Source organism: Pseudorhodoferax sp. Leaf265 (assembly GCF_001422365.1).
Classification (GTDB): Bacteria; Pseudomonadota; Gammaproteobacteria; order Burkholderiales; family Burkholderiaceae_C; genus Pseudorhodoferax.
This window is the reverse complement of record NZ_LMMT01000001.1, coordinates 143,305-163,602: the sequence shown is the minus strand read 5'-3', so window position 1 is coordinate 163,602 and position 20,298 is coordinate 143,305. Positions and strand designations below refer to the sequence as shown.

At 70.1% G+C, this 20,298-nt stretch carries 21 protein-coding genes; 17 read left to right on the top strand and 4 right to left on the bottom strand.

All coding sequences use genetic code 11. The annotated features are described in order from the left end of the window. Positions 1-41 precede the first annotated feature (41 nt). Positions 42-947 carry a LysR family transcriptional regulator gene (locus tag ASF45_RS00785; RefSeq protein WP_056655407.1) on the bottom strand — a complete coding sequence of 302 codons (906 nt, stop codon included), beginning with the start codon at positions 945-947 and terminating at the stop codon, positions 42-44. A 110-nt stretch (positions 948-1,057) separates the two neighbouring features. Between ASF45_RS00785 and ASF45_RS00780 the strand changes: the two genes are divergently transcribed. From ASF45_RS00780 to ASF45_RS00705, 16 genes are all read left to right on the top strand, one after another. Beyond that, positions 1,058-2,014 carry a tripartite tricarboxylate transporter substrate binding protein gene (locus ASF45_RS00780; RefSeq protein ID WP_056655404.1) on the top strand — a complete coding sequence of 319 codons (957 nt, stop codon included), beginning with the start codon at positions 1,058-1,060 and terminating at the stop codon, positions 2,012-2,014. Positions 2,015-2,019: 5 nt separating this feature from the next. Further along, entirely contained in the window at positions 2,020-3,048 is a 1,029-nt protein-coding gene (locus ASF45_RS00775) for a zinc-binding dehydrogenase (RefSeq protein WP_056655401.1), read from the top strand. Continuing rightward, complete coding sequence (locus ASF45_RS00770; protein ID WP_156472763.1) at positions 3,041-3,598, top strand: DUF4286 family protein; 558 nt, start codon at positions 3,041-3,043, stop codon at positions 3,596-3,598. Before ASF45_RS00775 ends, ASF45_RS00770 begins: the two co-directional genes overlap by 8 nt. Positions 3,599-3,647: 49 nt before the next feature. Next, the gene (gene argS / locus ASF45_RS00765) at positions 3,648-5,321 is read left to right on the top strand and encodes an arginine--tRNA ligase (protein ID WP_056655393.1); all 1,674 of its coding nucleotides are present in this window, start codon (positions 3,648-3,650) and stop codon (positions 5,319-5,321) included. Positions 5,322-5,328: 7 nt separating this feature from the next. Beyond that, on the top strand, positions 5,329-6,051 hold the full coding sequence (locus ASF45_RS00760) for an SPOR domain-containing protein (protein ID WP_056655389.1): 723 nt from the start codon (positions 5,329-5,331) through the stop codon (positions 6,049-6,051). A gap of 65 nt (positions 6,052-6,116) precedes the next feature. Beyond that, positions 6,117-6,764 carry a thiol:disulfide interchange protein DsbA/DsbL gene (locus ASF45_RS00755; RefSeq protein ID WP_056655386.1) on the top strand — a complete coding sequence of 216 codons (648 nt, stop codon included), beginning with the start codon at positions 6,117-6,119 and terminating at the stop codon, positions 6,762-6,764. A 103-nt stretch (positions 6,765-6,867) separates the two neighbouring features. After that, positions 6,868-7,482: a lipopolysaccharide transport periplasmic protein LptA gene (lptA, locus tag ASF45_RS00750; protein WP_056655383.1), complete on the top strand. Its 615-nt coding sequence runs from the start codon at positions 6,868-6,870 to the stop codon at positions 7,480-7,482. A 1-nt stretch (position 7,483) separates the two neighbouring features. Beyond that, a complete protein-coding gene (gene lptB / locus ASF45_RS00745; protein ID WP_056655380.1) occupies positions 7,484-8,260 on the top strand; it encodes an LPS export ABC transporter ATP-binding protein in 777 nt (258 codons plus the stop codon). Between the two features lie 14 nt (positions 8,261-8,274). Beyond that, the gene (locus ASF45_RS00740) at positions 8,275-9,858 is read left to right on the top strand and encodes an RNA polymerase factor sigma-54 (RefSeq protein ID WP_056655377.1); all 1,584 of its coding nucleotides are present in this window, start codon (positions 8,275-8,277) and stop codon (positions 9,856-9,858) included. A 3-nt stretch (positions 9,859-9,861) separates the two neighbouring features. Further along, positions 9,862-11,112 carry a class I SAM-dependent RNA methyltransferase gene (locus tag ASF45_RS00735; protein ID WP_056655370.1) on the top strand — a complete coding sequence of 417 codons (1,251 nt, stop codon included), beginning with the start codon at positions 9,862-9,864 and terminating at the stop codon, positions 11,110-11,112. Continuing rightward, positions 11,099-11,596 carry a putative toxin-antitoxin system toxin component, PIN family gene (locus tag ASF45_RS00730; protein WP_056657359.1) on the top strand — a complete coding sequence of 166 codons (498 nt, stop codon included), beginning with the start codon at positions 11,099-11,101 and terminating at the stop codon, positions 11,594-11,596. Before ASF45_RS00735 ends, ASF45_RS00730 begins: the two co-directional genes overlap by 14 nt. A 105-nt stretch (positions 11,597-11,701) precedes the next feature. Next, on the top strand, positions 11,702-12,559 hold the full coding sequence (locus ASF45_RS00725; protein WP_056655366.1) for a YecA family protein: 858 nt from the start codon (positions 11,702-11,704) through the stop codon (positions 12,557-12,559). 69 nt (positions 12,560-12,628) lie between these two features. Further along, positions 12,629-14,020, top strand: coding sequence for a class I SAM-dependent methyltransferase (locus ASF45_RS00720; protein ID WP_056655363.1), 1,392 nt, complete (start codon positions 12,629-12,631; stop codon positions 14,018-14,020). A 6-nt stretch (positions 14,021-14,026) separates the two neighbouring features. Then, entirely contained in the window at positions 14,027-15,454 is a 1,428-nt protein-coding gene (locus ASF45_RS00715) for a sensor histidine kinase (RefSeq protein ID WP_063887554.1), read from the top strand. A 13-nt stretch (positions 15,455-15,467) separates the two neighbouring features. Next, positions 15,468-16,634, top strand: coding sequence for a hybrid sensor histidine kinase/response regulator (locus ASF45_RS00710; RefSeq protein WP_056657356.1), 1,167 nt, complete (start codon positions 15,468-15,470; stop codon positions 16,632-16,634). After that, the gene (locus ASF45_RS00705; protein WP_056655360.1) at positions 16,631-17,608 is read left to right on the top strand and encodes a response regulator; all 978 of its coding nucleotides are present in this window, start codon (positions 16,631-16,633) and stop codon (positions 17,606-17,608) included. Before ASF45_RS00710 ends, ASF45_RS00705 begins: the two co-directional genes overlap by 4 nt. A 2-nt stretch (positions 17,609-17,610) precedes the next feature. Here the strand turns inward: ASF45_RS00705 and ASF45_RS00700 are convergent, their stop codons facing one another. Beyond that, on the bottom strand, positions 17,611-18,180 hold the full coding sequence (locus ASF45_RS00700; RefSeq protein ID WP_056655358.1) for a flavin reductase family protein: 570 nt from the start codon (positions 18,178-18,180) through the stop codon (positions 17,611-17,613). Continuing rightward, positions 18,177-18,965 carry a transporter substrate-binding domain-containing protein gene (locus ASF45_RS00695; protein WP_369802090.1) on the bottom strand — a complete coding sequence of 263 codons (789 nt, stop codon included), beginning with the start codon at positions 18,963-18,965 and terminating at the stop codon, positions 18,177-18,179. Before ASF45_RS00695 ends, ASF45_RS00700 begins: the two co-directional genes overlap by 4 nt. A gap of 94 nt (positions 18,966-19,059) precedes the next feature. On the opposite strand from ASF45_RS00695, the gene ASF45_RS00690 reads away from it, so the two are divergent. Then, positions 19,060-19,434 (top strand): lysozyme inhibitor LprI family protein, encoded by a 375-nt coding sequence (locus tag ASF45_RS00690; protein ID WP_056655355.1) that lies wholly within the window; start codon positions 19,060-19,062, stop codon positions 19,432-19,434. Here ASF45_RS00690 and ASF45_RS00685 read toward each other — a convergent pair. Then, positions 19,431-20,255 (bottom strand): oxaloacetate decarboxylase, encoded by an 825-nt coding sequence (locus ASF45_RS00685; RefSeq protein ID WP_056655352.1) that lies wholly within the window; start codon positions 20,253-20,255, stop codon positions 19,431-19,433. The two genes, ASF45_RS00690 and ASF45_RS00685, sit on opposite strands and share 4 nt — an antisense overlap. Between the last annotated feature and the right edge of the window lie 43 nt (positions 20,256-20,298).

Here is a 20,298-nt window from a genome sequence, read left to right as displayed (position 1 = left end):
AGACTCTAACGCCGCCATGCGCATGCGGATGACCCGGTTTTTCACAGTTCTGTTGCCATACGTTGCGCCATCTGCGCAAAGATGGCCCGCACCGCCTGGTCCAGCCACTGCGGCACGGTGCGCGCATCGCCCTTGCGCCGCAGCAGCGCCAGCACCTGGTCCTGCGCCGGGCTGCGGACCCGCCGGAACGCCACGCCCGTGCGCCCCAGCAGCACGGCCGATTGCGGTACCAGCGCATGGCCCAGGCCGGCCGCCACAAGGTCGAGCACGCCGTGCACGGTGCTGGCCTCGTAGCGGATGCGCGGGCTGAAGCCGGCCCGCGCGCACAGGTGGATGGACTGGTCGAAATAGGCCGGGCCGCGGTGCCGCGTGAAGGCGACGAAGTCCTGCTCGGCCAGCACGCGCAGGTCGATGGCGCTGCGCGGCGCAGGCGGCTCGGCCGCCGGTGAGGCCAGGCAGAACGGATCGTCCATCTGCGCCGGCGCCACCACGCGCGGATGCCGGGCCGGGCTGCGCGCGATGCCGGCGTCCAGGTGGCCGGCAACCAGCGCCTCGGTCTGCGCAGCGCTGATCATCTCGCGCAGTTCGATGCGCAGGCCCGGGTGGGCGGCGCGCAGCTGGCGCACGAGCGCGGGCAGCACGGTGCTGCTGGCCGACGGCACGTAGCCCAGCGCCAGCACGCCGCTGGCGCCATCGCCCTGCAACCGGTCTTTCAGGTGGCCGGCGCGGTCGAGCAGCGCGCGGGCTTCGGGCACCAGCGCCTCGCCCGCTGCCGTCAGCCGCACGCCCTTGGGATGGCGCACGAACAGCGGCGTGCCCATCGCGTCTTCGAGCTGGCGGATCTGCACCGACAGCGGCGGTTGCGCGATGAACAGCTTCTCCGCGGCACGGCTCAGGCTGCCGGTCTCGGCCACGGCGATGAAGTAGCGCAGATGCCGCAGTTCCATGGATGCACCTATACCTCGTGGATATGGCAACCATACCCGAACGGTGTTTGGACTATTGCGGCCGCCTGCCGAGAATCCGGCCCGCAACCCTTTCTTTCGGAGACAAACCCATGAAGAAGCTACTCGCCCTCGTGATCGGCAGCCTGGCCCTGGCCGCCACGGCGCAGGACTGGCCCGGCAAACCCGTCAAGCTGGTGGTGCCGGCGCCTGCCGGCAGTTCGCTGGACTTCATCGCCCGCACGCTGGGCGAGAAGCTGCGCGAGCGCTGGAAGCAGCCGGTGGTGGTGGACAACAAGGCCGGTGCCGGCGGCATGCTGGGCATGGCGGTGGTCGCCAAGGCGCCGGCCGACGGCCTGCTGCTGGGCATCGGCTTCAACGGGCCGATCGCGTTCGGGCCCTACATGGTCAAGAAGATGAGCTACGACCCAGCCAAGGATCTGCTGCCCATCGTGCTGACCTCCTCGCAGCCCAATGTGCTGGCGGTGCCGGCGAACAACCCCGCCAAGACCCTGCCCGAGTACGTCGCCTGGGCCAAACAGCAGAACGGCAAGGTCAGCTACGCCTCGGTCGGCGCCGGCAGCTCCTCGCACCTGACCATGGAGCTGTTCCGCAGCACGGCCGGCTTCGAGGCCACGCACGTGCCGTTCGCGGGCTCGCCGCCGGCCGGCCTGTCGCTGGCCTCGGGCGAGACGCATGGGCTGTTCACGGTGGCGCCGGCCCTGCTGCCGCTGATCCAGAGCGGGCGCATCCGGCTGCTGGCCGCCACCAGCCTGCAGCGCATGGAGGGCATGGCCGAGGTGCCGACGGTGGCCGAGCAGGGCTACCCGGGCTTCGAGGCGCTGGCCTGGAACGGGCTGTTCGCGCCCGTCGGCACGCCGCCCGAGGTCGTGGCCCGCATCAACGCCGATGTGAATGCCGTGATGCAGGATGCTGGCGTGCGCGAGGCCTTCGCCAAGCAGGGCCTGGTCATCGGCGGCGGCACGGCCGACAGCTTCAAGACCTTCATCGCGGCCGAGGGCAGGAAATGGGGCGCGATCATCCAGAAGGTCGGCATCACCGTCGATTGACCGCCATGCTTGCACTGCAGAAAACCAGCCCGGCGGCCGGGCTTGAACTGGTCGAGGTTCCCGTGCCCGAGGCCGGCGCCGGCGAGGTGCTGGTGCGCGTGCGCGCCACCGGCATCTGCGGCAGCGACCTGCACGTGGACGACTGGACGCCGAGCTACGCCTTCATCGCGCCCAGCATCCCGGTCACCATCGGGCACGAGTTCGTGGGCGTGGCGCAGAACGGCCCGCTGGCCGGCCGCCGCGTGGTGGTGCGGCCCTCGGTCACCTGCGGCGTCTGCGCGGCCTGCACGGACGGCCGCCACGACGCCTGCGAGCGCCGCCGCGGCATCGGCATGACGCGCGACGGCGCCTTCGCGCCCTGGGTGCGCGTGCCGCAGCGCAACTGCGTGCCCGTGCCCGACAGCCTCAGCGATGACATGGCCGCGCTGACCGAGCCGCTCACCATCTCCATGCAGGCGCTGCGCACCGCGGGCGACGTGGCCGGCCTGCGCGTGCTGGTCATGGGCCCCGGCACCATCGGCCAGGGCATCGCGGCGCTGGCCCGGCGCGCGGGCGCCGCCCAGGTCGTGGTCAGCGGTTGCGACGACGCGGCCCGCTTCGACGCGCTGCGCGCCATGGGCTTCGAGGCGTTGGTCGATGTGAAGACCCAGTCGCTGGCCGACGGCACGCGGCTCCATACGGGCGGCGCGCCCTTCGACCTCGTGTTCGAGGCCACCGGCGTGCCCGAGACCATCACCGAGGCGCTGGCGCTGCTGCGCCGCAATGGCACGGTGGTCGTGACCGGCATCCACGCCCGGCCGCTCGCGCTGGATCTCACGCCGCTGGTGCGCAACCAGCAGCAGCTGCGCGGCTCCTTCCGCCCGCCCGAGTCCGATTGGCCGCTGGCGCTTGCGCTGATGGGCGAGATGGACGCGGTGCTGCGCCCCATGGTCAGCCATGTGCTGCCGCTGGCCCGGGCCCATGAGGGCTTCGCACTCGCCCATGGCAGGCAGGCCAGCAAGGTGCTGCTGTGCCCGGAGGTGGGCGATGCCTGAAGCCAGGGCATTGCTCGCGTTGTGGAACGGCGTGGACCCTGCGCACGCGACCGAATACGAGCGCTGGCATGCCGAGGAACATGTGCCCGAGCGCCTGACCGTGCCCGGCATGCAGTGGGCGCGCCGCTATGCCGCGCTGTGGCCGCAGCGCGGCCCACGCTATCTCACGCTGTACGGCCTGCGCGACGCCCGGGTGCTGGAAGAAGACGCCTACCTGCGCCTGCTGCGCGAACCCACGCCCTGGAGCGCGCGCATGCGCCCCTTCCTGTGTGACATCTCGCGCTGGGTCTGCACGCTGGCGTCGCCGCACGCCGGTCCGCTGGGCGGGTGGTTGCAGGTGCATACCGCAAGCGCTGCCGAACCGGCCAGCCAGCATACCGACTTGGTGGCCGAGCGCCTGCCAGATGCTGCACCGCTGCCCTGGCTGCAAGGCGGCCAGACGCTGGTGGTGAAGGGCCGCTGGCTGGTCGCCCGTGGCCTGGTGCAGCCGCCGGCCAGCCCCGTGCCTGACACCCTGGCCTACGCCGCACTGCCGGTGGGCGCGCCCTGAGCCCGATGTGTAACCGGGTGGCGCGATGGCGCCACCTAAAATCCCGCGGATGTTCTCCGTCAAACAAGAATTGCTGGCCGCACTGGGCACTGCGCTGGAGCAGGTTTCCCCCGGCGCTGGCGCCCGTGCAGCCTTCGAAACGCCCAAGGTCGCCGCCCACGGCGACCTGGCCTGCACAGCGGCCATGCAACTGGCCAAGCCGCTCAAGCTCAACCCGCGCCAGCTCGGCGAGCAGTTGCGCACCGCGCTGCTGGCGCAGCCGGCCGTGGCGCAATGGGTCGCCGCCATCGACATCGCCGGCCCCGGCTTCCTGAACCTGAAGCTCAAGCCCGAGGCCAGGCAGCAGGTCGTGCGCGAGGTGCTGGCCCAGGGCGAACGCTTCGGTGTGCAGCCGGCCAACGGCCGCAAGGTGCTCGTGGAATTTGTCTCGGCCAACCCCACCGGCCCGCTGCACGTGGGCCATGGCCGCCAGGCGGCCCTGGGCGACGCGATCTGCAACCTGTACCAGTCGCAGGGCTGGGACGTGTACCGCGAGTTCTATTACAACGACGCCGGTGTGCAGATCGCCACCTTGGCCAACTCCACGCAGCTGCGCGCCAGGGGCGTCAAGCCCGGCGACGCCGGCTGGCCCGAGGCCGCCTACAACGGCGACTACATCGGCGACATCGCGGCCGACTTCCTGGCCAAGAAGACGGTCAAGGCCGACGACCGCGAGGTCACGGCCAGCGGCGATGTGGACGACCTGGATTCGGTGCGCGAGTTCGCCGTGGCCTACCTGCGCCGCGAGCAAGACCTGGACCTGAAGGCTTTCCAGGTGCGCTTCGACAATTTCTACCTGGAGTCCAGCCTGTACACCTCGGGCCGCGTGGACGATGCCGTGGCGCGCATGCAGGCCTCGGGCAAGACTTACGAGCAGGACGGGGCGCTGTGGCTCAAGTCGACCGACTACGGCGACGACAAAGACCGCGTGATGCGCAAGTCCGAAGGCGGCTACACCTACTTCGTGCCCGACGTGGCCTACCACATCGCCAAGTGGGAACGCGGCTTCACCAAGGTCGTCAACATCCAGGGCACCGATCACCACGGCACCATCGCGCGCGTGCGCGCCGGCCTGCAGGCCGCCAATGTCGGCATTCCCGAGGGCTACCCCGACTACGTGCTGCACACCATGGTGCGCGTCATGCGCGGTGGCCAGGAGGTCAAGATCTCCAAGCGCGCCGGCAGCTACGTCACGCTGCGCGACCTGATCGAATGGACCAGCAAGGACGCCGTGCGCTTCTTTCTGCTGAGCCGCAAGCCGGACACCGAGTACGTGTTCGACGTCGACCTGGCCATCGCCCAGAGCAACGACAACCCGGTCTATTACGTGCAGTACGCCCATGCGCGCATCTGCTCGGTGCTGGCGGCCTGGGGCGGCGACCGCGCCAGCCTGGCCGGTGCCGACCTGTCTGCGCTGCAGAGCCCGCAGGCCGATGCGCTGATGCAGCTGCTGGCCAAGTACCCTGACATGCTGACCAACGCGGCGGCCGATTTCGCGCCGCACGACGTGAGCTTTTACCTGCGCGAGCTGGCGTCCAGCTACCACAGCTACTACGACGCCGAGCGCATCCTGGTCGACGAGCCGGCCGTGCGCACCGCGCGCGTGGCGCTGGTCGCGGCCACGGCGCAGGTGCTGCGCAACGGCCTGGCGCAACTGGGCGTGAGCGCGCCCGAGAAGATGTGACACCCCGATGACGCAAGCACAACAACGCAAGCGGCCGGCGGCCAAGTCCGGCGCCAAGGCGGGGCGGGGACAGACCGGCGGCACCATCGTCGGTTTCATTGCCGGTGTGGTCGTGGGCCTGGTGGCGGCGCTGGCCATGGCGGTCTACGTGACCAAGGTGCCGGTGCCCTTCATGAGCGGCAAGACCCCGTCGGGCCGGCCGGTCGACGACGACGCCGAGACGCGCAAGAACCAGAACTGGGATCCGAACGCGCCGCTGCACGGTCGCAACCCGGCCCGCCCTGCTGCGACCGCCCCCGCCTCCGCCTCCGCCCCCGCGGCCACGCCCGTGCCGCCGCCCGCGGTGGCCGTGCCGGCCCCGGCCCCCGCCCCCCGCGTGGACAGCGCACCGGCCACGGCGCGGCCCACCACGCCTTCGGCCGATCCGCTCGGCGACCTGGCGCGTGCCCGCGCGGGTGGCACGCCCGCGCCCGCCGCTGCGCCGGCGGCAGACCCGTTCGACTACTTCGTGCAGGCCGGTGCCTTCCGCACCGCCGACGATGCCGAAGCCCAGCGCGCGCGCCTGGCCATGATGGGCCTGGAAGCCCGGGTGACCGAGCGCGAGCAGGCCGGGCGCACCGTCTACCGCGTGCGCATGGGCCCCTACCGTTCGCGCGAGGATGCCGAACGCACCAAGGCGCGGCTGGACGGCACGGGTGCCGATTCGGCCCTGGTGCGCGTGCAGCGCTGAAGCCCCTTGCGGATTGAAACTTTTTGCGACCGATGCCGGTCACACCGGCCCTAGGAGTGAAACCAATGAAACGTCGTGAGTTCTCGAAAGCCGGCCTGGCCGTGTCCGCACTGGGCCTGACCCAGGCCCCCGCCGCATGGGCGCAAGCCAAGGCCGGTACCGATTACCTGGTGCTGGACAAGCCAGCCGGCACCGAAGCCCCGGCGGGCAAGATCGAGGTGGTCGAGTTCTTCTGGTACGCCTGTCCGCACTGCAACGCCTTCGAGCCGGCGCTGGAGTCCTGGGTCAAGCAACTGCCCAAGGACGTGGCCTTCCGCCGCGCGCCCGTGGCCTTCCGCAACGACTTCGTGCCGCTGCAAAAGCTCTACTACGCGCTGGAGGCGCTGGGCAAGGTCGATGAACTGCACCGCAAGGCCTTCTACGCCATCCACGTGGACAAGCAGCGCCTGAACACCGACGACACCGTGATCGCCTGGGCCGCCAGCCAGGGCCTGGACAAGGCCAAGTTCACCGAGACCTACAACTCGTTCAACGTGGCCACCAAGGTGCGCAAGGCCACGCAGCTGCAGGACGCTTACAAGCTGGCCGGCGTGCCCGCCATCGGCGTCAACGGCCGCTACTACACCGATGGCACGCTGGCGCAGAACATGAACCGCGCGCTGACCGTCACCGACCAGTTGATCGCCGAGCAGCGCGGCAAGGCCAAGTCGTAGACTGCGGCGATATTGCACTGCACAATGGCCCGCATCAGCGGGCCATGTCGTTTTTGCATTCGCTCACGCCCGCTACAATGGCCGAGCAAGATTCGTGCCTTTCATGAAACCCACCACCGCCTCCTTCCTCGTCAGCCTGACCCTTGCCCTGTCTTCCGGACTGGCGCTGGCCGAACGTGCCGACCGCGACAAGCCCATGAACGTCGAGGCCGATGCCATGCGCTACGACGACCTCAAGCAGGTCAATGTGTTCACGGGCCGCGTGGTCGTGACCAAGGGCACGATCCTGGCGCGTGGGGCACGCGTGGAGGTGCGCAAGGACGCCCAGGGCTACCAGTTCGCCACCATCACCGCGGCGCCGGGCGAGCTGGCCTACTACCGCGAGAAGCGCGAGGGCGTGGACGAGTATGTCGAGGGCCAGGGCGAGGTGATCGACTACGACGGCAAGGCCGACAAGGTCATCTTCACCCGCCGCGCGGTGATGCGCCGCTTCGTCGGCAGCACCATGAACGACGAGGTGACGGGCAACGTCATCGTCTACAACAACGTGACCGAGGTCTTCACCGTCGATGCGGCCAAGCCCGGCAGCACCAGTCCCGACACGCGCGTGCGCGCCATGCTGTCGCCAGCGCCGGCCGCCAGTGCGCCCAAGGCCCCGGTACAGCCGAGCGCGCCGCTCAAGCCCAGCACCCGGCTCGGCAGCACGGAGAAGAACTGAGGTGGGGGCCGCGGACAGTGCCTTCGGCGAGGTGGGCGGCAGCCGCCTGGTGGCGCGCCAGCTGGAGAAATCGTACGGCAGCCGCAAGGTGGTGCACGACGTCTCGCTGACCGTCAACAAGGGTGAGGTCGTGGGCCTGCTGGGTCCCAATGGCGCCGGCAAGACCACCTCCTTCTACATGATCGTGGGCCTGGTGCGGGCCGATGGCGGCCACATCGCCATCGACGGCCAGTCGGTCGAGCACATGCCGATCCACCGGCGTTCCAGCCTGGGCCTGTCCTACCTGCCGCAGGAGGCCTCGATCTTCCGCAAGCTGACGGTCGAGGAGAACGTGCGCGCCGTGCTGGAGCTGCAGCGCACGCCCGAGGGCAAGACGCTCACCCGCAGTGAGATCGAAGCGCGCCTGACAGGTCTCCTGCAGGACCTGCGCGTGGACCACCTGCGCGACTCCTCGGCGCTGGCGCTGTCCGGCGGCGAGCGCCGGCGCGTGGAGATCGCGCGCGCGCTGGCCACGCAGCCGCGCTTCATCCTGCTGGACGAGCCCTTCGCCGGCATCGACCCGATCGCCGTGATCGAGATCCAGCGCATCGTGAGCTTCCTGAAGGGCCGTGGGATCGGCGTGCTGATCACCGACCACAACGTGCGCGAGACGCTGGGCATCTGCGACCACGCCTACATCATCAGCGAGGGCCGGGTGCTGGCCAAGGGCACGCCCGCGGAGATCGTCGACAACGCCGAAGTGCGCCGGGTCTACCTCGGCGAGCACTTCCGGATGTAAGGCCCCCTTCCCCGATGAAGCAAGGCCTCTCGCTCCGCGTCTCCCAGCACCTGGCACTGACCCCCCAGCTGCAGCAGTCGATCCGGCTGCTGCAGCTGTCCACGCTGGAGCTGTCGCAGGAGGTCGAGCAGATGCTCGACGAGAACCCGTTCCTGGAGCAGTCCATGGACGAGGCGCCGGGCGAGGATTTCGGCCTGGCCCAGGCCGACACCCCGGTGCGCGACGAAGACCGCGACACCGAGGCCGTGATGTCCAGCGGGCTGGACTACGCCACCGAGGCGCCGGCCGAGAGCCGCAGCGAATCCGAATCGCCGCTGACCGGCCAGGCCGACGAGCACGACTGGGGTGGCGACGGCACCCACGACGTGGCGCCCGACGATGGCGAGTGGGGCGGCGATGCGCTGCCGCGCAACGGCGCCACACAGGGCGAGGACGGCGAGGCCGATGCCACCGAACTGGCGCGCAGCCAGGAGTCGCTCGCCAGCTTCCTGCATCGCCAGGCGCTGGCGCTGCGCCTGTCCGAGGAGGACACGGCGGCGCTGCGCTTCCTGATCGAATCGCTCAACGACGACGGCTACCTCGAAGACAGCCTGGAGGAGCTCGCCGCCGGTTTCGCCGGCGACGACCCCGAGGCGCACGAGGAGCTTGTGCACCGCTTCACCGTGGCCCTGCGCCTGCTGCAGAACCTGGAGCCTCCCGGCGTGGGCGCGCGCAACCTGGGCGAATGCCTGGCGCTGCAGATCCGGGCCCTGCCCGAGGACGAGATTCCGCCCCCGCTGCGGCGCACCGCGCTGCGCATGTGCCGCCAGTCCATGGACCTGCTGGCGCGGCGCGACCTGCGCCGCCTGGCCAACCTGTGCGGCGACAACGAAGCCGGCATCAAGGCCGCGCTGGCGCTGATCACGCGGCTCGAGCCCAAGCCGGGCCGCAAGTTCGTCGACGTGGAGCGCAACGTCATCGTGCCCGACGTCATCGTCGTCAAGAGCGGGCGTGGCGCCAACGTGCGCTTCCGTGCCCAGCTCAATGCCGACGTGATGCCGCGCCTGCGCGTGCACGACATCTACGCCAACGCGCTCAAGCAGCACCGCGGCGGCGGCCGCGAGGCCTCCGACACCGCGGCGCTGCAGCAGCGGCTGCAGGAGGCGCGCTGGTTCATCAAGAACATCCAGCAGCGCTTCGACACCATCCTGCGCGTGTCCAACGCCATCGTCGAGCGGCAGAAGAACTTCTTCACGCACGGTGCGCTGGCCATGCGCCCGCTGGTGCTGCGCGAGATCGCCGACGAGCTCGGCCTGCACGAATCCACGATCAGCCGCGTGACCACGGCCAAGTACATGGCCACGCCCTTCGGCACCTTCGAGCTCAAGTACTTCTTCGGCTCCTCGCTGGGCACCGAGACCGGCGGCAACGCGTCCAGCACGGCCGTGCGCGCGCTGATCAAGCAGTTCGTGACCGCCGAGGACCCGAAGAAGCCGCTGTCGGACAGCCAGCTGTCCGAGATGCTCAAGGAGCAGGGCATCGAGTGCGCCCGCCGCACGGTCGCCAAGTACCGCGAAGCCCTGCGCATTGCGCCAACAAACCTGCGCAAAGCGCTGTAAGTCATGCAAAACCTGCGCTTGTTCCTGCCCTGCGCGGCGGGTGTCGAAGCCATGCTGGCCGACGAGGCCGCGCGCATCGCCGCCGCCCCGGTCCAGGCCCGCCGTGCCGGCGTGCGCCTCAGTGCCTCCTGGCGCGATGCCATGCGGCTGAACCTGCACAGCCGGCTGTGCCAGCGCGTGCTGATCGAGCTGGCCCATGGCGACTACCGCCAGGAACAGGACCTTTACGCGATCGCCGCCAACGTGGCCTGGGAGGCCTGGTTCACACCGCGCCAGAGCTTCAAGATCGAACTCACGGCCCAGCACAGCCCGCTCAAGAGCCTGAACTTCGCGGCGCTGCGCATCAAGGACGCCATCGCCGACCGCTTCCGCGACAAGACCGGCAGCCGGCCCGACGTGGACACCCGCTTCCCGCAGGTGCGCATCTACGCCCACCTGACCACCGACCGGCTGCAGCTGTACATCGACAGCTCGGGCGAGCCGCTGTTCAAGCGCGGCTGGCGAGAGGACAAGGGCGACGCGCCGCTCAAGGAGACGCTGGCCGCCGCCATGCTCGCGGCCAGCGGCTGGGACGCCCAGACCCCCTTGTACGACCCGTGCTGCGGCAGCGGCACGATTGCCATCGAGGCCGCGCAGATCGCCTGCGGCATCGCGCCGGGCCTGCACCGGCGCTTCGGCTTCGAGCGGCTGGCGCCGTTCCAGGCCCATGTCTGGGCCGCGCTGCGCGAGGAAGCCCAGGCCGCCCAGCATGCCCCGACGACCACCGTGTTCGGCAGCGACGTGGCCCACCGCATGGTCGACTTCGCGCAGCGCAACGCCCAGCGTGCCGGTGTCGCCGCGGCCGTGCAACTGCGCGGTGGCGATGCGCTGCAGCGCATGCCGCCGGCCGAGGCCGGCACCATGCTGCTGAACCCGCCCTACGGCGAGCGCATCGCCGTGGCCGGCGTGGCCGGCAACCGGCTCGGACAACCGCAGCGTGGCGGCCGCGAAACCGCGCAGACCGACGACGGCGGTGACTTCTTCCCGCAGCTGGCCACCCACTGGAAGCGCAACTACGCCGGCTGGACGGCCTGGGTGCTGACGCCGGACGCCAAGCTGCCCAGCCGCATGCGCCTGAAGGAATCGCGCCGCGTGCCGATGTGGAACGGGCCCATCGAATGCCGGCTGTTCCGCTTCGAGCTGGTCGCCGGCTCGGCACGTGGTGCGCCCGCCGCAGCCGCCCCGCCTGCGGCCGAGGGCCATGACGCCAGCTGAAGCCGGCCGCGCCGTGGTGCTGGACACCAACGTCGCGCTGGACCTGCTGCTGTTCCAGGACCCGCGCACCGCGGAGCTGCAACAGGCGCTGGCGCAGGGCCGCCTGCACTGGCTGGTGCTGCCCGGCATGCGCGCAGAGTTCGCGCGCGTGCTCGACTATCCCCACCTGCAGGCCTGGCGCCAGTCCCATGGCCGCTCGGCCGACGCCGCACTCGCGGCCTTCGATGCGGCCAGCCGCACCGTGCAGGCCGTGCCGTCGGTGGCCGTGCGCTGCAGCGATCCGGACGACCAGCCCTTCATCGATCTCGCCGTCGCCCACCGCGCCCTGCTGCTGAGCAAGGACCGTGCGGTGCTCGCCACGCGGACCCGGCTTGCGGCCCTGGGTGTCGACGTTCTGCAACAGTTGCTTACCAAGCGTCATGCAGGCGCGGCACTGCACGGTGTCGAGGACCATGTGAAGCTGGCACACTGCTCCTACATGTAAGCATGCGCAACGCGCATACGGCATGCGTCGGGTTCATGAGACCCGGCGCTTTGATTTCGCCCACTGCCAGGCTGTCGTTGCCTGGGCGGTGCGGCCTGGACCAAGATGACCCTACCCGCCCCTGCCGCTCCTTCTCCTGCATCCGCGCTCCAGCCCGAGGACTTCGACCAGCTCGACGCCTGGCTCGACACCCTGCGTGAGCAGGGCGTCGAGGCCCCGCAGTGGGAGCTGTGCGAGGGCTTCATGGCCGCGCTGGTGTGCTGCCGCAGCCCGGTGGCACCGGCGGCCTACTGGCCGGTGCTGTTCGAATCGGACAAGCCGCTGGAAGAACTGTTCCCGGACGCCGCCGTGCGTGCGCAGTTCGAGGCCCTGTGGGCGCAGCGCTGGCAGGAGATCGCCACCGCGCTGGACGCCGAGGTCCAGAATCTGGACGACGAACGCGCCTACTGCCCGCAGGTGCTGGACGTGCGCAGCGCCATGGCCCAGCTGGAGCCGAAGGAGCGTGCGGAGGCCCTGGGCCTGCCCGACGCCGACGAGGCCGCGCTGGCCGAGGCACTGACACAGTTGCCCTCCTTCGCCCAGCTGTGGGCACTGGGCTTCATGCTGGTGGTGGAAAGCTGGCCGGACGAATGGCTGGCGCCCAGCCGCGAGAAGGACATCGCCAGCACCATCGACGACGCCCTGGGCAACGTGGCCGCACTGTGCGAGGACGACGAGGGACCCCTGGAGGTGTCGGCCTACGTCGGCGACGATGGCGAGGAGGGTCCGCCCAGCATGTCGGCCGACCGCCTGGAGTCCTTCGGCGAAGCCGTCTGGGCGGTCTATGACTTGCGTGCCGCCGGCCTGGCGCTGGGCCCCCGCGTGGCGCAGGTGCGCCACGACCAGCCCCAACCGGGCCGCAACGATGCCTGCCCCTGCGGCAGTGGCAAGAAGTTCAAGAAGTGCCATGGCGTTGCCAGCTGAGCGCCCCTGCCAGCTGCCAGTGCGCTGAAGCGCCCCCGTTTCGTCTGTTCGCCTGCCGAGGTCTGCACCGTGCTGTCTCCCCGTGCCATCGATGCCGTCATCACCTTCCGCAACAGCCAGGGCGAGGTCGTCCGCGGGGTGTTGACCAACCACCAGCGGCGTTCGCTGGTGATGGAGGTCTACAACCCTTATTCCATCGTCCAGGTCAGCGAGGTGCTCAGCGAGCTGACCGTGCGTGCGGGCGAGCGGCCGGTCTACCGCGGCAAGGCCGTGGTGGTCAGCCTGCTCAACACCGGGCTGATGGCGGTGGTCTCGGTCACGCTGATCGACGAGTGGGACGAGCTGGCCGTGCTGGGCCACGACCCGGCCTCGTTCTCGCAGCAGGCCAGAGCCTTCGTCGATGAGTGGAACCAGCGCTTCCACATCGGCGAGTCCTACCAGGTCGCCGTGAGCGAGTTGCGTGCCTACCTGTCCGATGTGTCGCGCTGGGTCGACCAGGCCGACATGTCCGCCACGCTGCCCAAGGACGCCGAGGGCCGGCTGCGCAAGGACGTGTTCTTCGAGATCGCCGAGCCGCTGATGCTGCGCGCACGCAACTACTTCGACCGGCTCGAAGAGGTGTCGCGCCAGGTGCCCGAGCCCTTGCAACCCATGCACCGCACCTTCGCGCAGACGGCGATCCACCCGCTGATCCTGCGCGCGCCCTTCGTCTACCGCACCTTCGCCAAGCCGCTGGGCTATGCGGGCGACTACCAGATGGTCAACCAGATGCTGCAAGACCCGCGTGACGGCGCCAGCACCTATTTCCAGATCATCAACGCCCTGTTCCTGAATGCGGCCGTGGCGCGTGCGCACCGCAACCGCATCGACATCCTGGTCGATACGCTGGCGCCCCTGTCCCAGGCGACGACGGGCGAGGGACCGGTGCGTGTGCTGAACGTGGGCTGCGGCCCCGCTGTCGAGATCCAGCGGCTGATCGCCAGCCACCCGGACCCAGGTCGCCTGGCCTTCACGCTGATGGACTTCAGCGAGGAGACGCTGGCCTACACGCGCGATCGGATCGAGGAGGCCTGCCGCCGCCGCGGCGTGCAGGTATCGATCACGCTCGTGCACGAGTCGGTGCACAACCTGCTCAAGCGCGCCTCCAGCGACCGTTACGCCGAGCAAGCGTCGTTCGACTTCGTCTACTGCGCCGGCCTGTTCGACTACCTGTCCGACAAGGTCTGCCACCGCCTGCTGCAGTACTTCTGCAGCCGCACGCGCAGCGGCGGCAGCATGCTGGTGACCAACGTGCACAGCAGCAATCCGGAAAGAGGCGTCATGGAACACCTGCTGGAGTGGCATCTGATCTACCGCGACGAGGCGGGCATGCGTGCGTTGGCCCCCGAGCCGGCCCAGGTTGAACGCATCTGGACCGACCCCACCGGCGTCAACGTATTCATGCAGCTGGCCCTGCCCTGAACGGCCATGGCGCAGGACCTGCACAGCGACTACGAGGCCGAGCTGGCGGAATTCCGCCTGGCCTACAGCCGCACGGGTTGTGCCGTGGCCACGGCACTGGTGGCGTGCGGAGTCGGGCTGGACCTGATCTTCTACCCGTCCCAGGCGTGGCAGCTTGGCGTGGTGCGCGGCCTGTGCACGCTGGCCCTGTTGTTCGCGCTGGTGCTTCTGCACCGTCCCGGGGCCGTACAGCAAGCACGCGAACTCACGCTCGCCTGGCTGGTGTTGCCGCAGGTCATGATCACCTGGATGATCTACGCCACGCAGGGCGCCGAATCGCCCTACGTGTTCGGACTCAGCCTGGCGCTGTACGCGGCCGGCATCATCATGCCGATCGGCTTCCTGCAATCGGTGGGCCTGGGGGTGTTCACCTGTGCGGCCTACATCCTGGCCGGCTTGGCCCACGACCAAACGCTCGTGGCGCCGCCGGCGCTGATCGGCAACACGCTGTTCCTGCTGTTCTCGGTCGCCATTTCGGCTGGCTGCACCTTCTACAACGAGCGGGCGCGCATGCGCCTGTTCGCGCTGCAGCACGAGGTTTCGGAGAAGAACGCCTCTTTGCAGAGCACCAACCAGGCCCTGGCCCAGATCAAGGGCATGATGATGCAGCAGGAGAAGATGGCGGCCCTGGGCACGCTGTCGGCCGGGCTGCTGCACGAGGTCAACAACCCCGTCAACTACAGCATGATGGCGCTCAACATGGCGCTGATGGACCCGGCCGTGGCCGCCAGCGCCGACCTCAAGGAAAGCCTGACCGATGCCAAGGACGGCATGTTGCGCGTGCAGAACATCGTGACCGATCTCAAGACCTTCGCCTACCAGAAGCCAGGCGGCGACGGCGAGCGCATCTTCCTGTTCGAGAAGGCGCTGCGTTCGGCGCTGCGGCTCACCGGCTTCGAGCTCAAGGGCGTGGCCATCGACACCCAGCTGCCGCTGGACACCCATGTGCGCGGCGACGAGCCGGCCGTCATCGGGGTGCTCGTGAACCTGCTCGGCAATGCGGCGCTGGCATTGCACAAGGCCGCACAGCGGCGGCCTGGCCTGGTGCCGCAGATCGGGGTGCGGGCCGAGCGCCAAGGCGCTCGCCTGTTCGTGCACGTGCGCGACAACGGCACCGGCATCGCGCCGGAGAACCTGGAGCGCGTGTTCGAGCCCTTCTTCACCACGCGCGAAGTGGGCCAGGGCCTGGGCCTGGGACTGGCTGTCTGCTATGCCATCGTGCAGCGCCACGGCGGGCTGCTGACCGTGGCCAGCGAAGAGGGCGCCTGGACCGAATTCAGCTTCGACCTGGCGCTGGCCACGGCCGATGCCGCCACCGAGCCGGGCGCCGTACCCGCCGCCACACCGCCGCCACCCACGCCGCTGGGCGCGCCGGCTGGCGCCGTCCCGGCCTGAGGCACTGCCCGCCATGCACGCCGCGCCCCTGGAACCGGATGCCGACACCGTCCTCGTGGTCGATGACGAGGCGCTCGCGCGCAAGTGGTTCAGCCGCACCTACGAGAACGAGTTCCGCATCGAGACCGTGGCCAGCGTCGACGAGGCGCTGCAGCTGCTGGAGCGCAGCGGCCACCGCATCGCCGTGGTCGTCACCGACTACCGCATGCCGCAGCGCACCGGCCTGGAGCTGCTGCAGGAGCTGCAGCGCCAGCACCGGCACCTGGTTCCACTGCTGTGCACGGCCTACGCCGACACCGACCTGGCGATCGCTGCCGTCAACGAAGGCCGGGTGTTCCGCATCCTGCAGAAGCCGCTGGAGGAGGCGGCCGCGCGCCAGGCGTTGCGCGACGCGCTGGCCTGGCACCGCCACCGCACGCGCGAGAGTGCGCTGCACGAGAGCCGCGTCATGGCCATGCGCGAGACGCTGGGCTTCCTCGCACACGAGCTCAACACCCCGCTGGGCACCGTGCGCGGCTACATGGCGGCGCTGCGCGACCGCTACCAGGCCCAGGCGTCGGGCGAAGGCCGCGCGGTCTTCAACGAGCACCGCGCGGGCGAGGTGATCGCCGCGATCGACTCGGCCGAGCGGCGCGCGCTGTACTGCCAGTCGCTGGTTGCCAGCTTCGTGCAGTCCGCGCGCGATGCCCTGCCGGGCGCTGTGGAGCCGCCGCTGTACGCCGGCGCGCTGACCCGCGCGCTGCTGGCCGAGTACCCGTTCGAGGGCGAGGAGCGCGACTGCGTGGCGCTGGACCCGCAGCAGGACTTCCGCCTGCCCGGCCGCCGCGACCTGCTGTACCTGGTGCTGTGCACGCTGACCAAGAACGCGCTGCTCGCGCTGCGCGGCGTCGCCAGGCCGCAGCTGCGCATCGAATTCGGCCAGACCCCGCAGGCAGAGCGGCCGCGCCATGCCTGGATCCGTTTCATCGACAACGGCTGCGGCATCGCACCCGACATCCTCGCGCGGCTGACGCTGGAGCCGCTGACCACGCGCGCCGCCAGCGGTGGCAACGGCATGGGCCTGGTGTTCTGCCGGCGCGTCGTCCAGGCCGCCGGCGGCGGCATCGCCATCCACTCCGAACCCGGACAGGGCTGCACCGTCACCCTGACCTTCCCGAGCACCGAGGACGCCAGAACATGAGCAAGCAACCCCAGAAAATCCTGTACGTGGACGACGAGACCATGGCGCTGAAGTACTTCGAGCGCCTCGTGTCCCCCCTGGCCCCGGTCCTCACGGCCGCCTCGGTCGAGGCTGGCAAGGCCATGCTGGCCCAGCATGCCGACGAGATCGCTGTGCTGGTGTCCGACCAGCGCATGCCCGGCGCCTACGGCAACGAGCTGCTGCGTTACGCGCACGACAACCATCCCAACATCGTGCGCATGCTGACCACGGCGTACTCCGAGCTCGGCGAGGCCATCGAGGCCATCAACTCCGGTCACATCTACCGCTACATCACCAAGCCCTGGGACCTGGAGAGCCTGCGCGCCGACCTCAAGAATGCGCTGGAACTGGCTGCGCTGCGCAGCGAACGCGACATGCTGCTGCGCGAGAAGCTCATGGTGCAGCAGCAGCAGTTGCTGGCCGAGCGCGTGACCCAGCTGGTGGTGGCCTGCGCCGGCTTCGTCCGGCCTGACCATGCGCAGCGCGTCGAGGCCTTCCTGCAGTCTGCCAGCGTGTTGGGTTGCCGGCCGCCCGCGATCGACTGGCACAGCACCGACCACGCCGACCTGATGCAGGCCGAGACCGCGCGCAGCATCGCCATCGGCACCGAACTGGCGGCCTGGGGCCGCTGGTTCGCCGACCAGGGCAGCGCGCGCCCGCCGCTGGCGGTGCTCGACGAAGCGCTGGCCGGTGCCTCGGAGATCCACGAGGGCAAGCTGATCGTGCGTGACCGCGCCGCACTGGTCTGGCCGCTCGAAGCACCGACGGCGGCGCCTGTCACCGCGGCCGGCACGGCCTGGCTGGCCTGGCTGCTGTGGACCGAGGGCAGCGCCCTGCTGCAGCCGCAGGGCGAAGGCCGCTGGCTGGTGGTGCCGCAGGCGCTGGCGGCACCCGAGAGCCTGCGCCGCGACTGGATGGCCGCGGCCATCGAGCGCATCGAGCGGGCCGACTGAACTCAGCTTGGCGCGCGCGCCTGCACCGTGCCTGCGGTGCGCGCGAACAGTCCGGCGCCCAAATGGTGCAGCGTCTGCAGGTCGGCGTTGTCGTCGCGGAACGACCAGTGCCCGTCGGCGAACACGCGCGGGTCGGCCGCCGCTGCCACCACCTCGCCGAAGCAGGTGTCGTAGGCCTCTTCGGTGTGGCGCTCGGGGATCAGGCGGCATTCGAGCCAGCCCACGCAGCCCTGCTCCAGCACCGGCATGCCCAGCACCGGGCCGCTGCCGGCCACGATGCCGTGGCGGGCGAACTTGTCGCCCTCGCGCCCGCTGGTGCTGCCCACGGCATAGGCCAGGTCGGCCAGTGCCGCGCCCGGGATGCACAGCGCGAACGCGCCGCTGGCCATGACCAGTTCGCGCGTGAAGGTGCTCTTGTCGATCACCACCGCGATGCGCGGCGGCGTGAACTCCACCGGCATGGACCAGGCCGCGGCCATCACGTTGCGGCGCCCGCCGTGCGCGCTGGTCACCAGCACGGTGGGCCCGTGGTTGATCAAGCGGCTCGCGTGGTGCAGCGCGACCGGCTTCATTTGAGCCACTTGGCGGCCGCTTCGCGCACGGCGCCGCGGCTGTCCACGAGTTCCCAGGTGAAGCGCAGCACGCGCAGGTAATCCGCGTCGTCGGTCGGCGCCATGAAGCCCAGGGTGTTGACGGGCGTCAGCGGCGCGTCGATGAAGGCCGCGTGCAGGCGCGGGTCCGTGCGAGCGTAGTGCAGCGCCTCGTAGGTCTCGGTGATCATCACGTCGCCCTTGCCCTCGGCGATCAGACCCGGGATCTCGGCGTTCTTGTCGTGCGTGCCGACCTGGGCGGCCGTGAGGTTCTGCAGCACGTAGGCCTCGTTGGTGCCACCCGGGTTCTTGATCACGCGCACGCCGGCCTGGTTCAGGCTCTCGCGCGTGCGGAACCTGTCCTTGTCGGCCGCGCGCACCAGCGCCACCTTGCCGAAGGGCGCGTAGCCCGGCAGCATGTCGATCTGGCGCAGGCGCGCCACGTTGCGCGTGATGCCGCCCACGGCCACGTCGAACTTGTCGGCCTGGATGTCCTTCATCAGGTTGGGCCAACTGGTCGGCACGTACTCGACCTTGGCGCCGAGTTCCTTGGCCATGGCCTCGATGAGGTCGATGTCGTGGCCGCTGTAGCCGCTGTCGGTCTTGATCGCGAAAGGCCGGTAGTCGCCCGGCGTGCCCACGCGCAGGGTCTTGCTCTCCATGATCTTGTCCAGCCGCGGGCCGGCCTGGGCCGTGGCGAGAAGGGCGGAAGCGGCCAGCACGGCGGCACCGACGAGGGCCTGCATCAGGGGCTTGCGTTGCATCATGTCTGTTCCTGGTGGATCGAGCGGCGCATCGTACCGGCTCCGGACCCGGTGCGATGCGAGACTCGGGGCCGCCGTCCCCCACCACGCTCCAACCATGAAGACACTGCTTTTTGCCATCTCCCTCGTGCTGGCCGCGCTGCCGGCTTTCGCGCAACAGAACTGCGACAAGCCGCGCGACGACTTCGACGGGCTGTACTGCCTGAACAAGGTCTACATCGAGACCGATGCCGAGCTCAACCAGGCCTACAAGGACCTCGCGCCGCGCCTGCAGGCCGAGGGCCGCGCCAGGCTCAAGGAGACGCAGCTGGCCTGGATCGAGGAGCGCAATGCCGCCTGCTCCAGGCGCATCGACTCCGGCTTCTACGTGAACCTGTCCTGCGCCACGCGCAGCACGCGCAAGCGCCTGGAGTTCCTGCAGGAGCGCGCGCGCGAATGCCGCAGCGCCGGCTGCCAGCCGAGCAAGCTCTAACGGGCGCCAAACAGCCCGTTCAGCTCGGCGCCCGTGGCGGCGCCTGCGAAGCCGTCGAAGCGGCCCTGCTGCGCCAGGTCCTTGGCGGCGCGCATGAAGCCGCCCCAGGCCGCGCGTGCCAGGCCGCCGCCGACGCTGACGCGGCGCACGCCCAGCGCGGCGATCTCGGCCATGGTGAGTTCGAAGGTGCCGCCGACGAGCAGGTTGACCGGCTTGGGCGCGACGGCCGCCACGACGGCCGCGATCTGCTCGCGCGTGCGGATGCCGGGCGCGTACAGGCAGTCGGCGCCGGCCGCGGCGTAGGCGCGCAGCCGGGCCAGCGTGTCGTCCAGGTCGGGCCGGCCGACGATGAAGTTCTCGGCGCGGCCGACCAGCAAGGTGTCGCCGCCCGCCGCATCGATGGCGGCGCGCGCGGCGGCGAGCCGTGCCACGGCCACGTCCAACGGGTACTGCGGGTCCGCCGGGTTGCCCGTGCCATCCTCGATCGACAGGCCGGCCACGCCGGTGGCCACGGCCAGGCGCACGCTCGCGGCCACCTGCTCGGGCGTGTCGCCGTAGCCGTCCTCGAAGTCGGCGTTCACGGGCAGGTCGGTGGCCGCCACGATCTCGCGCAGGTGGGCCAGCACAGCGTCGCGCGGCATCGCGCCATCGGCCTGCGCCTGGGACCAGGCGTGGCCCGAGCTCGTGGAGGCCAGGGCCTGGAAGCCCAGGCTTTCCAGGTAGCGCGCGCTGCCGCGGTCCCAGGGGTTGGGGATCGCGAAACAGCCCTGGCGGTGCAAGGTGTGGAAGGCGGCGCGTTTCTCGGCGGTGCTGCGTGGCATGGGTGTCTCCAGGTGTGGGCCGGCGTGGACAGGGGCTTTGCGG